13 protein-coding genes are annotated in these 12,679 nt (G+C 67.2%); 2 read left to right on the top strand and 11 right to left on the bottom strand.

Annotation, left to right across the window (positions count from 1 at the left end; genetic code table 11):
• Positions 1-2: 2 nt before the first annotated feature.
• Positions 3-407, bottom strand: coding sequence for a hypothetical protein (locus ACX114_RS27385; RefSeq protein ID WP_459289268.1), 405 nt, complete (start codon positions 405-407; stop codon positions 3-5).
• Positions 408-953: 546 nt separating this feature from the next.
• On the opposite strand from ACX114_RS27385, the gene ACX114_RS27380 reads away from it, so the two are divergent.
• On the top strand, positions 954-1,997 hold the full coding sequence (locus ACX114_RS27380) for a hypothetical protein (RefSeq protein ID WP_459289266.1): 1,044 nt from the start codon (positions 954-956) through the stop codon (positions 1,995-1,997).
• A 119-nt stretch (positions 1,998-2,116) separates the two neighbouring features.
• On the opposite strand, the gene ACX114_RS27375 is transcribed toward ACX114_RS27380, so the two are convergent.
• The 6 genes from ACX114_RS27375 to ACX114_RS27350 form a co-directional block, all read right to left on the bottom strand.
• Positions 2,117-3,142, bottom strand: coding sequence for a zinc metalloprotease (locus tag ACX114_RS27375; RefSeq protein ID WP_459289264.1), 1,026 nt, complete (start codon positions 3,140-3,142; stop codon positions 2,117-2,119).
• A 105-nt stretch (positions 3,143-3,247) separates the two neighbouring features.
• Positions 3,248-3,982: a glycoside hydrolase family 16 protein gene (locus ACX114_RS27370; protein ID WP_459289262.1), complete on the bottom strand. Its 735-nt coding sequence runs from the start codon at positions 3,980-3,982 to the stop codon at positions 3,248-3,250.
• Positions 3,983-4,388: 406 nt separating this feature from the next.
• On the bottom strand, positions 4,389-5,579 hold the full coding sequence (locus tag ACX114_RS27365) for an SH3 domain-containing protein (protein WP_459289260.1): 1,191 nt from the start codon (positions 5,577-5,579) through the stop codon (positions 4,389-4,391).
• 127 nt (positions 5,580-5,706) lie between these two features.
• Positions 5,707-6,069 carry a DUF3060 domain-containing protein gene (locus ACX114_RS27360; protein ID WP_459289258.1) on the bottom strand — a complete coding sequence of 121 codons (363 nt, stop codon included), beginning with the start codon at positions 6,067-6,069 and terminating at the stop codon, positions 5,707-5,709.
• A gap of 103 nt (positions 6,070-6,172) precedes the next feature.
• Complete coding sequence (locus ACX114_RS27355; RefSeq protein ID WP_459289256.1) at positions 6,173-7,429, bottom strand: MFS transporter; 1,257 nt, start codon at positions 7,427-7,429, stop codon at positions 6,173-6,175.
• A gap of 12 nt (positions 7,430-7,441) precedes the next feature.
• Entirely contained in the window at positions 7,442-7,984 is a 543-nt protein-coding gene (locus ACX114_RS27350) for a TetR/AcrR family transcriptional regulator (protein ID WP_459289254.1), read from the bottom strand.
• A 200-nt stretch (positions 7,985-8,184) separates the two neighbouring features.
• Here ACX114_RS27350 and ACX114_RS27345 point away from each other — a divergent pair, with 200 nt between their 5' ends.
• Positions 8,185-9,000, top strand: coding sequence for an ankyrin repeat domain-containing protein (locus ACX114_RS27345; protein ID WP_459289252.1), 816 nt, complete (start codon positions 8,185-8,187; stop codon positions 8,998-9,000).
• Between the two features lie 7 nt (positions 9,001-9,007).
• Here ACX114_RS27345 and ACX114_RS27340 read toward each other — a convergent pair whose 3' ends face one another.
• The 4 genes from ACX114_RS27340 to ACX114_RS27325 form a co-directional block, all read right to left on the bottom strand.
• Entirely contained in the window at positions 9,008-9,643 is a 636-nt protein-coding gene (locus ACX114_RS27340) for a hypothetical protein (protein WP_459289250.1), read from the bottom strand.
• Positions 9,640-10,518: a ribonuclease HII gene (locus ACX114_RS27335; protein WP_459289249.1), complete on the bottom strand. Its 879-nt coding sequence runs from the start codon at positions 10,516-10,518 to the stop codon at positions 9,640-9,642. Before ACX114_RS27335 ends, ACX114_RS27340 begins: the two co-directional genes overlap by 4 nt.
• Positions 10,519-10,797: 279 nt before the next feature.
• Positions 10,798-11,187: a carboxypeptidase-like regulatory domain-containing protein gene (locus ACX114_RS27330; RefSeq protein ID WP_459289247.1), complete on the bottom strand. Its 390-nt coding sequence runs from the start codon at positions 11,185-11,187 to the stop codon at positions 10,798-10,800.
• Between the two features lie 67 nt (positions 11,188-11,254).
• The gene (locus ACX114_RS27325) at positions 11,255-12,679 is read right to left on the bottom strand and encodes a tetratricopeptide repeat protein (RefSeq protein ID WP_459289245.1); all 1,425 of its coding nucleotides are present in this window, start codon (positions 12,677-12,679) and stop codon (positions 11,255-11,257) included.

The raw sequence follows: 12,679 nt of genomic DNA, 5'->3' as shown, positions 1-12,679 counted from the left end.
GTCTACTGCTGGTTCTCCGGGCCCATGCGGTAGCAACGCACGTCCTGTACAAGGCCGATGCGCTGTCCTGACCTCGCGACGCATGCTCCAACCCAGACTGGATTCGCCATGTTGGTGCCCACTGTGTAGCAAAGCTTCTCGCTCGCCTTCAGCGCGATGGTTTTGGTTTGGTTGGGTTCCAAGGTGATCCGCTCTGCTTCATTGCCATTGGAGCATTGGGTGCCTTCCGCGGTCCGCTGCAGAGTCACGATCACGGCCTGGGCGTAATTGTTTTTCAGGGTCACATCACCAGCCGGGAGCGGGTTTGTTGGTCCAGGTTCCGAATCCGGAGCCGGCAATTGAAAGTCGGTGGTCTTGTTGCACGCGACAAGCATTGAAGCCGACAGCATGAAAATGATGTGCCTCATATGAGCCTCCCCCTGTGCTGGAGCCGAAGGTAACAAGCTTCGCACGGATAGTCACGCATCGACGTGGAATGAATTGTTCATCCTTCACGGCACCTGATGAAAGTGCGGACCGGGCTGTTCGGGAGAACAGCTCCTCTCCAAGTCGCGGGGCATGGCTCCCGACGCCTTCTGGCAGCGCAGTTGAGCCGCGTTCCAGTCCGAAATGGGCGCAGCGACGATATCCGCCTCGGATTCCTCGACCTCGGGAGAGTGCGTCATGCTCCTGCGCCGCTTCTGTCCGGACATTTTGCAGGGAGTTGTAATTGTTGGACGTGACAATCTTTGAGACCCAAAGAGGGGGGGCACAATCAATATCAACCCACCTGGGTCAGATTCCTGTGGTCCTGACGATGTCGCGAATGGGTGTGTGACGACTCGGGCTGGGTCTTGAGCGGAGGCTTTGTCGCGAAATTAGCCAGGCGAAGTGTCTGTGTTAGATCGCGCGGTCGTGACATTCCGTCGCGTTTGTCGTGTGAGGACTGTATGCAGTGTCGTCTGAGAGTGTTCATGCTGGTATTGTCCGCCGTGCTTGCCGCGTGCGGCCCCGCGAATGAGCCTCAGCAGTTGGAGGGCCGGGCGCGGATCGGAGTTCAAGCGTTTGGGCTTGCTTCCCTGGGCTCAGTCGAGGTCACGGCTCAGCCAGGGACTCATTTGAAGACCCTGGTTCTTGATGAAGCCACGCATCAGTACCAGGGAGAATTGGTCCTTTCAGCTGGGACGTACACGCTCACCGTCAACGGGTATCTGGAAGAGAGCAACACCCTTGCCGCGACTGGCGAGGCAACGGTGACCGTCGTTGGCGGCAGCACGACCGCGGCGACCGTCGTCATTGTTGATCAGACGGCTCAAGAGGCTCGCCCCACCATCAATGTCATCGTGAAGTCGGTCACGGCATCGAGCGTTGAGTTTCCGGTTGGCACGGCGACGACGCTGGCTGTTGATCTGGTCAACTACGACAATATGCCTGTGACGTACTCGTGGACCAGTGATTGCCCGAGTGGAGTGTTCTCCGCGCCAGGCAGTGCATCGACGACGTGGATGAACAGCCAGGCTGCAGCTTGCACGCTTGCCGTGAGCGTGGTTTCAAAGGGGGTGGATTTCAATGCGTCCATCCCCGTGCGGGTGCGGTCTGGAAATGCTCTTGATGGAGTTGTCGATGTTGGCGCTATGTATGTTTCGCGCCCGCGCATCTACACGTTGGGGCTGAGCGCCAGCGGGAGTTCCAGTTACTCGTCCTATATTTCGCGCGACGCCGGGCTCACAGGGGCGAACTTCAGGGATGGAGTGCCAGGACAAGTCTACCGGCTGACTGTCGATATCCAGCGAGCAACCCAGTACGGCAGGCTCGAAATCGGAGTGAGTGACGACTGCGGTGGGACTTTTACATTGGATGATGAGCCATATTGTTATAGCTACAGCTACGGCTCTTATTGCTCCTACCTCTACAGGTGGGCCTCGCCGTCGGCTGCCAATACCGTGTGCAAGATTTCGGCAAGGGCGACGAATGATACGCTTGTCGATGAGTTCGCTGGCGCGATCCACTTGAAGTAGGAGTGCGCGGGTTCCTCCGTGGAGCCGCGGCCCTGCGAAGTGGGGCCGTCCTTGGCACGCATTGACCCGAAGCCGCCTCGCCCGTCTCCGGGTGAGGCGGCTCGTCGTTTCAGACGGCGCTACGGCACGTCCGGGAAGAACGGAGTGACGTAGTTGGGCGATGCGGACGACGCGCAGACCTTGGCTCCCGCGGCGGGGGAGAAGGTGCAGATGCCCGTGAGGCATTGCGAGTGCTCGCGGCAGGTGAAGGTCGCCGGGATGTTCTGCGCCTGCTTGGGATACGCGGGGGTCGGCAGGCACCAGAGCCGGTCCCCGCTCCAGTTTCCGCCGCAGCGCTTCGTGGCGCACTCGTAGTCGATGCTGCAGTAGTCCCAGTTCGGCTTCTTCGGCAGCGTCGCAGGGTTGGCCTCCACCGTGGTCGCGGCGGTCACGGTGAAGTGCCGCGTCGTATACGCGTCGTGGAAGGACATGATGGAGTCCGCCACGGTGTCGTGCGGGAGCGTGAAGGTGTGTCCCAGTTCGTGCGCCACCGTGCCGTGCCAGAACTCCTGGGTACACCACCAGTTGCCCGCGCACTTGGACTGCTCCAGCAACGACTCCAGGCCCACGATGGCCAGGCCGCGTCCATCCGTGTAGCCATTGGCCCCGGCCCAGCCCAGCAGGTCCCGGCCCATTACCAGCGCGATCCGGTGCGCTCCCCCTGTGTATGCCCAGGGGTTCCAGCCGAACTGGCCTTGAATCTCCCCCGGGATGTCGTTCCACACGTTGTTGTTGGTCAGGTAGTACGAAGCGGACTGGGCCCCCTGCATCACCTGGATGGGTGCCCAGTTCACGTTGCGATTCGGCAGCTCCCGCTCATACCAGCGCCGGACGTTGGAGAGCGCCTGCCGCACCGTGTTCATCTCCACGGTGCTGAGGGCCTGGCTGCCAGCGGGAATGAGCACGATGGGGACGACCTGGGACGTCACGGCTTGCGACGTCACCTGCCGCGCCGCCACGAGCCGGTCCGTCCCCTCCGGTGGCGCCAGCTGACGGCAGTCCTCGAGCGTCGCCTCCTGTTCCATGCCGACGACGTCCTGGCTCGCACCGCAGCCCAGCCAGCACGCCGCCAATCCCAGAACCCATCCGCGAAGACCTCGCTTCATCCTGTTTCCCCCTTGTGAAAAGGCTTCATGGATCGAAAACCATTTAAGCCAGATTTTCAAGCAAGACGGGCCTGGATGCGTCCTCTTTCCACCGCGAGCTGACGGCTACGGGGCGGGGATGAACTTGAACTCCGCGATGACGATCTCCGCCTCCTGCCCGTTCTTGGGCGCACGTCCCTGGAAGAGCCAGAAGTTCATATGGACGGGCAGGGGGTTCTGGGGAATGCGCTGGACGTAGTCCGGCGGATTGAAGAGCCAGCTGGCCATCTGATTGGCATTGCCATCCTGGTGGCCATGCAACGCCTGGAAGAAGACCTGCGTCGACGACCACTGGAAGCGGTGGGTGGAGTAGGTCCCCCCCAGGCTGATGGAGTAGGCCTGATGGGAGTAGGGGATGCCCGTCACCGCGGGGTACACGGCCCAGTTGCCCATCTGGGGCTGGCTGCCGCCCCACTTCGCGAACTCGATATCGATTTCATTCGTGGCGTCCGGGTCCACGTCGGGACGCGTGTAGTTGAACAGGCCCAGGACCACGTTGTCGTCGAAGAGGTCGGGCCGGCCAATCACCTTGAACTGGTAGGTGCCATACCCCAGACGCTGCTGCGGCATGTAGACCTCCGCCGTCGTCCAGCGTCCATCGCGCCAGGCAATCTTCAGGTGGAGGTGGCCGTTCGCATCCACCCAGGCGTTGCGATCATCCCACGCATTGGGCCCCGGCCCACCTTGACCGCTGCGCACCTCCCATTGATAGCCAGAGAAAGAGACGCTCTTCGCCTCCGCGAGCGGTGCGAAGGCAATGCTGGAGACGAGTGCGATACCGAAGACCTGTGAGCCGCGCATGGATGCCCTCACTTCGAAACGGGTTCCAACGAGGAACAGTTTTCCGTATATCCTGTTATTCCTGGGAGTGAAAAGTCCATGGAGCCTGTGCGGCTGCTGGGCTTCTGGAAGCAGGAGCGCCAGTCCAGTCGCGGCCTCCGCGCCTCATCGAGCCCGGGATTTGAGTTCGAACAGGAGGAGGTCGTGGCGGGGGGAGGTGCCAGCGTCGGACTCGGGCGCTCCTCCCTTCGACCCGGCAGGACAGGCCGCCCAGAGCCCGTTGGGCGACACCCGCGGAGACGCCGCGCACCGCGCTTCGCCCTTCGGTCCTGGAAGGACGAACTTCCAGGTCTGCCCTTTGACGCTCAGGGATGTGAGCGCATCTGGTGCCGAGAAGGAGTACCGCTTTCCTCCCCGTTGGGCGTGCCTACGCCCCTGAACGGGGGCCGGGCGTCGGGTCGTAGATGCCGATGGCGCCCGCGTTGCCGCGCATGAAGGCGTCCAACTCCTCGGGCGTGACCTCGATGGGCGTGCGGACCTCGACGGCCGGGTCGCACACGATGAAGTTGCCCTCCGGCGTCATGCCCACCACGGCGACCAGGTGATCCGTGGCGCCGCCGCCTTGTGCCCACGTGTCGCTCTTGACCACCGGGTCGGCATTCTCGGAGCCCTCCGCGGCCGCCTCGACGAAGGTCCCGGAGATGACCACCGACATGCCGGACTCGATGGCCTTCTGGATGCCCTCCGAGTTCGCGGCCACCTTCGCCCAGCTGCCGCGCGCGGCCGTCACCGCGTTCTTCACATCCTCGAAGCCGGTGTACTGGGAGTTCTCCCAGCCCAGCGCGTACACCGTCTCTCCCGCGTCGTTGGTCGTCACACCGTCGGTGTCGGGATCGCTCACGCGATTGCCCCAGTAGCGTACGGCCTGCACGTCCGCTCCGGCGGTGCCGTTGTGCTCGATGCCGGGGATGGAGGGGATTTCGAGCCCCTCGTTGAGAAACGCCATGAGCGTGGCGGTGGGGCCACAGTTGGCGTTCCTGCCCTCCTTGTCCCCCACCTGCGTTTCGGCGTCGAACTGATTGACGTAGATGTCCTGATACGCGTCCGCGGCGTCCGACTGGTTGCGCGCCGCCCGATAGGTCTTGACCTCGTCCGCGGTCATCTCACGGGTGTTCGCCGCGCGGACCCAGCCCTGTCGCCCGCGGGCATCCTGGACGTAGGCGAAATCCCCCTGGACCGCGGGGCCGCCATCCGGCGGCGCGATGATCTTCAGCTTCGTTCCCGTCCCGTAGAGGATGCCCTTGTCTGACTCCGCGCTCGGCCCCGGACGCAGGTAGACGCCGTCAGACGCCGAGACGTTCAGCCAGTCCCCCGCGCCCAGCGTTCCATCTCCCTGCGCGTTCGGCGGCGTCAGGTCGACCGCTGGCCGTTGCAGGATGACGGGCGGCGGATTCAGCACGACCCTTGGCGCGGTGCCTCGCTCGAACGAGGACACGGCGAAGTTCGCGACGGCCTTGGCGGCGGGCTGGAGCGGCGGGGCGACCGTCTTCTCCACGGCGGCGTTCGCGACGGTGCGCAGCACAGGCCCCAGGGCTCGGCGGATTCCATCAGAAAACATGTGTCACTTCCCCCTCTACACGGCGACACCGCGCCATGCGGATGGGGAGATGAAAGCGTTCGGGGCACCGGCCGGCGAGTTAAACGGGATTAATTCCGATGCCGCCGGGCCGGGTGCGGTCCGGCAGCTACTTCTCCTGGGTGATCTTGTTGTCCACACCGGTGCGGCTGACCTTCGGCTTCGACTTGCCGAGGCCGCGCTTCCAGGTGACGGCGTTGGTGGTCCCCGTCACGGAGATGGCACCGGTGGCCTCCACCTTCACCTTGTTGTCGTTCCCGTTCACGGTGACGCTCTTGCACTCACCGGTCAGCGTCACCGTGTTGTCGTTGCCGGTGATCTCCACCGTGCTGCCCGGCTTACAGGCGTGGGTCGCCGTCTCTTCGTTGCCGGTGACATCGAAATGGCTTGAGGACTCCTGCGCGACGGCCGTCATCGGGCCGAAGGCGCATGCCACCATCATCAACACCGCGGTGCCGAACTTGCTGTTCATCCGTTTGTCCCCCGAGGAAAGGTGCGGGCCTGATGCCGCACGGCCCCATCTACGTGACGGGGGCCGAAAGATTCAACACGTCAGTCCTTCGGAGGGAGCGTGTTCAAGCTTGGATGCGCTGCTCGGAGGGCTGGGCCCCAGGGGTGACGCGGGCGGAGGACAACACCCCCGAAAGACCCATCACGAGCATTCCCGCCAGGGGCACCACCAGCAGCCCCACGCGCAGGCCCATGGCGTCGGCGACGAGCCCGACGATGGGAGGCGACACGAGGTACCCCAGACGCATCAGCCAGGTGACCAGGGTGAGGCCGGTGCCGGCTTTCAGGCCGGGCAACTCGTCGGCGCCGTGCATCGCGGCGGGCACCAGCGTCGCGACGCCGAAGCCGGCGAGCGCGTAACCCACGATGGTGCCCGCCACGGACGGGAACAGCAATGCCGCGCCCATGCCCGCCGCTGCGGTCGCGCCGCCGGCCCTGACGACCGCGCGCTGGCCAAACCTGTCGACGAGGCCATCGCCCAGCAGCCGCCCGACGAACTGCGAACCGACGAAGGCAATGAAACCGAACGAGGCGATGGCGACGCCCGCTCCGAGCGTGCCGGAGAGGTAGACGGCCGCCCAGGTCATGCCGGCGTCCTCGACGAGGGTCCCGCCGATGGCGATCAACGTGAGCGCGGCGATCATCATCCCGAGGCGGCCACGGCCCGTCGGTGCACGCCGTGCGGAGAGACCGCCCGCCGGGATGGCGCCTTCAGGAGTCTCCCCGGGCTCGACGGGCTCCGGGCCGGGGAGGGTGAAGCGCAGCGCCGTCAGCGCGACGGCGGCGAAGAGCAGGGCGGACAGGCCCAGGTGCACGCCACGCGACACGCCCAGGCTCGCGGCGAGCCCGCCCGTGAACCCACCGCTCACCGCGCCGATGCTCCAGATGGCATGAAACGAGTTGAAGATGGACCGGCCATAGAGCCGCTGCACGCGCAGGCCGTGTGAGTTCTGCGCCACGTCGGTGATGGCGTCCAGGCAGCCCGCGAAGAAGAGCGCCCCGGCGAGCGCACCCCAGGATGGAGCAAGCCCCGCGAGCAGCACTCCCGCGCTCGTGAGCAACGTGCCCGCCACGGCGATCCGCGATGAGCGGAAGCGGCGGATGAGGGCGCCGGCGGCGAGCCCGGCCATCAGGGCCCCGGTGGGAAACGCCGCGACGGCGAGCCCGTACTCGGCGTTGCTGAGCCCGAGGTCGGCCTTGATCTGTGGGTAGCGCGGCAGGAGGTTGGCGAAGATCGCGCCGTTGGTGAAGAACAGCGCCGCGACAGCGACGCGGGCCGCCCGGTGCTCGCGCGGCACCTGGGGTGGAGGGGAGGAGGGCATGAAGGTCCAGGTTCAGAGCGAAAGGATGCGGCGCACGGCATCGCGAGTGACGCCGCGGCTGCGAGGGGTGGGGTCGAGGCTGATGTGGATGGACAGCCCCTCGATGAGTGCGTCGAGCTCGTGCGCCGTCCTGGCGTCGACGAGTCTTTCGAGTGCCTGGCGGCTGCGGCGCATCCAGTCGTGGGTGATCTGCCGGAAGGCCGGTTGGCGCGCCGCGAGCGTGTAGAGCTCGAGCGAGAGCACGAGGTCGTCCGTACCGCTCGCGAGGTCATCGTGCACGAGGTGGACGACCGTCTCGGCCAGCGAGTCGAGGTCGGACGCGGCCTCCAGACGCCTGGCGAAACGCTCGCTCATGCGCGTGGCGAAGCGGGTGAACGCCTCGCGCAGCAACTCGTCCATGCTCGTGAAGTGGTAGGTCATCGAGCCCAGCGGAACCCCGGCGCGCTCGGCGACGCGGCGGTGCGAGGTTCCCGCGACGCCTCCCTCGGCGATGACCTCCAGCGTCGCGTCGATGATGCGATCCCTGCGCTCGGGGTCGTGCCGACGCGTCACCACTCACGCCTCCGGGATTCGATGCGTACGAACGTACATATCATGCGTACGAACGTACATATCGCCCGGAGGCAGCGCAATGGCGTGGGGCAGGCGGATGGGTTGCCTGCCGGCACGCTGGACCGTCAGCACGGGCTTCGCCGGATTGACAGTGCGTACTCACGGTGTGACCGTTGCGAAGGTGTTGGGCTCCGGGAGAACGCATGGCGGCCAGGAAGTCAGTGAAGGCGTCGGCGCGAAAGCTTCCGAAGTCGAACCCCGCCCTCATGCATGCCGCGCGCTCGCGCTCGCTCACGGACGTGCAGCGACTCCTCTCCGAGGGCGCGTCGCCGGACTCGGCGGAGAAAGGCTACACCGCGCTCATGGCGGCGGGTTCCGCCTGGCAATCGGAGATCGTGGCCGCGTTGCTGGAGGCCGGCGCCAATCCAAACAAGGGCTCCAAGCTCCTCGGCACGCCACTGGTCTGTGCGGCAGGCTCGCAAACCGAAGGCAACCTGGCGGAGACGGTGCGCCTCCTGCTTGCGAGCGGAGCCGACATCGCGGCGACGGATGGCGATGGAAACACCGCGCTCCACAAGGCGTGTTCCTGTGGGCACACCGCCGTGGTCGAGATGCTGCTCGCGGGGGGGGCGGACGTGACGACGCTCAATCGCGAGAGACGCCTCCCGGTGGAGGGGGCCGTCTGGAGAGGGCACACGGATATCGTGCGGCTTCTCACCGACCGTGCAGGAGCCATCGCTTCCGTTGACGATGCGCTCGTCTTCGCGGCGAGCCAGGGGCAGCTTCCCCTGGTGCGGTTCCTCCTGAAACGCGGAGCCAATTCCAATCACCAATCCCCGAAGTACTTGCAGTACTCCGCGCTCGGGACGGCTGCGTATTCGGGGTTCGAGGAGGTGATTCGCGCGCTGCTGGCCGCGGGCGCGGACCCCTCGCGGCCAGGGAATCAGCGTGGGGACTCGCCCGGGGCGATTGCCGTCGAGCGAGGCAAGTCAGGCGCGGCGAAGCTGCTCGGCGCCTGACGGTCGCTCACCGCGCCCGCTGCAGATGGATCATCGCCTCGTCCAGCAGCGCGGCCACGCCCCGGCGCACCACGTGCACGACCTTGCGGTGATGGGACGACGCCAGGTGCGTGTAGTGGGTGGACACCTTGTGGTGCAGCTCCGTGGCGCCCCACACCAGCACCAGGTCCGCCCACTCCAGGTCGCTCTTCGCGCGGTCCGCCGTGCGGCGCTCCGTCCCGTCCACCATGCGCAGGGAGATGTGGCCGCTCAGCTTCGCCTCCAACTCCTCACGCACCGCGGGCGAGCCGCCCACCACCACCACGCGCTGCACACCGCGCTGGTGGCACATCTCCACGAACGCCACCTCCGCGCGCCGGTTGGCGGAACCACCGCACCGTGCGCAGTGGCTCCGGGGCTCGACACGCAAAGGCTCCCGGCCGCTCGCCGACGCCACCTGGATGCAGCCGGGATCCGCGCACACCTGGAAGAAGCGCTCGGCCAGCACCTCGGCCGCACGCAGGAGCTTGGGCTCGCTCATCCTCGCCTTGCCCGGCCGCGTGAGGCCTGCCTCCTCCAGCACGCCCCTCGCCCGCGCACGCGCGTCCATCAGCGTGACGCCCCGCTCCGCCAACCACCCGTCGATGTCCCTGTCCGCGCTCATCGCTTCGCCATCGGTGCAGGAGTAGCGGCGAACAGCTCGGATTGCATCGGGACGGGCCCGGAGGGCTGCGCCAGTCCGAGCGCCTCGCGCACCGGACCGAAGCTCCGGCGGTGGATGGGCAGCACGCCCAAGGCCTGGATGGCCTGCACATGCTGCGCGGTGGGGTAGCCCTTGTGCGCCGCCAGGCCGTAGCCGGGATATTGCGCGTCCAACTGAGCCATCAGCCGGTCGCGCGTCGTCTTCGCCAGCACGGACGCCGCCGCGATGCTCAGGGACAGCGAGTCCCCCTTGATGATGCCGCGCTGCGGAGCCGGGCACTGGGGAATCGTGCGCGCGTCCACCAGCACGTAGTCCGGCGTCAGCCCCAGCCCCTCCACCGCGCGCCGCATGGCCAAAAGGCCCGCGTGGTAGATGTTGAGCTGATCAATCTCCTCCACCTCCGCCCGGCCCACCGCCCACGCCACCACGTCGCGCTTGAGGGCCTCCGCCAGGGCCTCGCGCTTGTCCGGGTCCAGGATCTTCTTCGAGTCGTCCAGCCCCTTGAGCTTGTAGCCCCGGGGCAGGATGGCCGCGGCCGCGACGACGGGGCCCGCGAGCGGCGCCATGCCCGCCTCGTCCACGCCCGCGACCTTCAAGAGGCCCTGCTCCCACAGCTCCGTCTCGAACTTGAGCAGGTGCCGCAGCCGCTGCCCCTCCGCCCGGTTCTTCTCCTGACGCGAGCGCAGCTTGCGCGCGAGCGCCTGGGCACCCTGACGGGGGTCGGCTTCCAGCGCTTCCAGAAGACCCTGGGGGATGGGCTGCGCCTGGGTGACGAACCGCCCGGTCAGCTCGGTGACCGAGCATTCGAGCAGCGCCTGCACACTCTCTGCGGACATGGGGGACCTTCGGGATTGCCTACCCGGCGGGTAGCGCGGTTGCACGGCTTACTGGAGTGGGGGAACACCAGTGCCGCGACAACACGACCGCTCGCACGCCGTCAGGCCAGACGGGCGTGCGGCGAGGCTGTGGGAGAGCCGGACCGACGCGGACGCGCGCATGCGGGTTTGACGCATGGCGTAAGTGGTACCGCGCGCAGGTGGGTTCGCACAACCACCCCACGGCCTGACGCGGTGGATTTTCCGCGCCCGCCCGGCCTCACTGCCGGGTCTTCCGGCTCAATCCTGGAGCTTGAGCGTCACCGTGTCGGGAACAGGCGTGCAGTGGCACTCGTCACAGGCCCACTCCACGCGCTCCGCGTGCGTCACGTGCGAGCCCGCCGTGGCCACCACGCGGATGGGGCTGGGCGCGAGCGTTTCGTTGATGGCCGTGGTGACGCCCCGGTCATCCGTCACGCCGGTGATGCTGACGTTGCTCTCCAGGTTGGTGGCCGTCACGGAGGCGCCCTGGATGTACGCGCCGTCCGACGAAATCACCTCCACGCGCAGCGACATCGGCTCCGCGCAGGTGTCCTCCTGCCGGTTCGCGCTGGGGGCTTCATCACAGCCCGTCACCAGCACGCTCGCGAGGAGCCCCAACCAACCATACCGCTTCCACTGCTTCCCCATCCCCACGCCCCCAACCCGTCCCATGCACGGAATCTGGTACCGGGGGACGGGTGCTGCAATGCGTGGCTCAGTCGGCGGGCGGCAGCCGCGCATGGGCAAAACGTGCGGCATCCGTGTCCGGATATCGATGCACGATGTACCGGTAGATCTCCTCCGCGCGCACTGTGTTTCCCATCTTCTCCCCCTGCACGCGCGCCAGCAGCACCAGCGCGCGGGGCGCGGTGGGGTCATCCGGCGCCGTGTCCGCCGCGGTTTCCAACGCTTTGACCGACAGTGGGAAATCTCCTTCCACTGCCGCGGCCTGGCCAATGAACAGATGGTGTGAAGGCAAAATCTTCAGGCGGGGCAGAACGTGCAGCGCGCCATACAGCGCCAGCGCCTTCGCCACGTCGCGAGCCTCCACCGCCGCGCCCAATTCGGCCACCCGGGCCTCGACTCCAGCGGCGTCGGGCGCCGGGGCTTCGGGCAGCGGGGACTCGCGCAGGGCCACGGGCACGCGCTGGGGCGCGGTGTCACCCAGCGTGGCCTCCAGGAAGTCGCGCGCGGGCAGGTAGCCCAGCGCGTCCCCGTGCACGTACAGCACGAGCCCCAGCAGGTTCGCGGCGGCGAAGGGCACCAGGCAGGTGAGTGCCTCCGCGAGCCACGTGGAGACGAAGGGCACGGGCAGCGAGGACGCCCATCCCGCGGCCTCGTGCATCCCCACGTGGGCGAGCGCCAGCAGCACGAACACGCCCGTCACCAGCCCCGCGTCGCGCCCCACCGTCCCCAGGCACTTGAGTGTGCGCAGGGGATTCAGGGCGGCGAACACCGAGTGCGACGTGGTGGCCAGCAGCAGCGCCCACGGCATCCAAAGGAAACCCAGTCCGGCGAGCCCCCAGAAGAGCGGGTCCTCCCACACCACGGGCTGCCCCAGTGCCTGCTGAGGGACCATCACGCGCCCCACGGTCTCGTACCCGGACGCGGAGGGCAGCAGGTGCCAGGCGCGAGCGAGCGCGGGCGCGAGGACGCCCACGGTGACGCCCAGGCCGCGCAGGCCCGGCACGAGGTTGTCCTGGAGGATGCTGGTGAAGCCGGGGCCTTCGGGATCCGCGTCGCCCCGCGCGGCGCCGCGCACCAGCGCGAAGAACGTGGACCAGAAGATGCCCAGCCCGAGCGCCAGGGGCAGCACCACGAGGATGCGTATGCCCATCCCGAGCACGCGCAGCACGGCCAGCATCAGGCTGACGGCCAGGAGCGTCTGGAGGCCCGGGACGGTGAAGGGAAAGCGCAGCGCGTCCAGCAGGCGCGTCCGGAGTGCGCGCTGGGAGCGGTGGCGCAGGAGCACGTTCGCCGTGCCCTCGCACCGCACGCAGACGGTGTACTCCACCGTGCCCATGCGCCGGGTCTCCACGCACGCGGGGCACAGCAGGGCCTCGCAGTGCTCGCAGCGCCAGCCGGCGGCGGCGTCCGGATGTCCCGCGCAGGAGGGAGGGGCAGGGAGGGAAGGGGCCAT

Source organism: Corallococcus sp. M7 (genome assembly GCF_054512695.1).
The sequence above is the reverse complement of the archived record's forward strand: the minus strand, read 5'-3'. Positions and strand labels throughout refer to the sequence as shown.

What these genes read in the sequence shown, in the direction of transcription:
- ACX114_RS27385 (WP_459289268.1), bottom strand. Translation starts at nt 407, where the DNA reads ATGAGGCACATCATTTTCATGCTGTCGGCTTCAATGCTTGTCGCGTGC.
- ACX114_RS27380 (WP_459289266.1), top strand. Translation starts at nt 954, where the DNA reads ATGCTGGTATTGTCCGCCGTGCTTGCCGCGTGCGGCCCCGCGAATGAG.
- ACX114_RS27375 (WP_459289264.1), bottom strand. Translation starts at nt 3,142, where the DNA reads ATGAAGCGAGGTCTTCGCGGATGGGTTCTGGGATTGGCGGCGTGCTGG.
- ACX114_RS27370 (WP_459289262.1), bottom strand. Translation starts at nt 3,982, where the DNA reads ATGCGCGGCTCACAGGTCTTCGGTATCGCACTCGTCTCCAGCATTGCC.
- ACX114_RS27365 (WP_459289260.1), bottom strand. Translation starts at nt 5,579, where the DNA reads ATGTTTTCTGATGGAATCCGCCGAGCCCTGGGGCCTGTGCTGCGCACC.
- ACX114_RS27360 (WP_459289258.1), bottom strand. Translation starts at nt 6,069, where the DNA reads ATGAACAGCAAGTTCGGCACCGCGGTGTTGATGATGGTGGCATGCGCC.
- ACX114_RS27355 (WP_459289256.1), bottom strand. Translation starts at nt 7,429, where the DNA reads ATGCCCTCCTCCCCTCCACCCCAGGTGCCGCGCGAGCACCGGGCGGCC.
- ACX114_RS27345 (WP_459289252.1), top strand. Translation starts at nt 8,185, where the DNA reads ATGGCGGCCAGGAAGTCAGTGAAGGCGTCGGCGCGAAAGCTTCCGAAG.
- ACX114_RS27340 (WP_459289250.1), bottom strand. Translation starts at nt 9,643, where the DNA reads ATGAGCGCGGACAGGGACATCGACGGGTGGTTGGCGGAGCGGGGCGTC.
- ACX114_RS27335 (WP_459289249.1), bottom strand. Translation starts at nt 10,518, where the DNA reads ATGTCCGCAGAGAGTGTGCAGGCGCTGCTCGAATGCTCGGTCACCGAG.
- ACX114_RS27330 (WP_459289247.1), bottom strand. Translation starts at nt 11,187, where the DNA reads ATGGGGAAGCAGTGGAAGCGGTATGGTTGGTTGGGGCTCCTCGCGAGC.
- ACX114_RS27325 (WP_459289245.1), bottom strand. Translation starts at nt 12,679, where the DNA reads ATGGCCCCTTCCCTCCCTGCCCCTCCCTCCTGCGCGGGACATCCGGAC.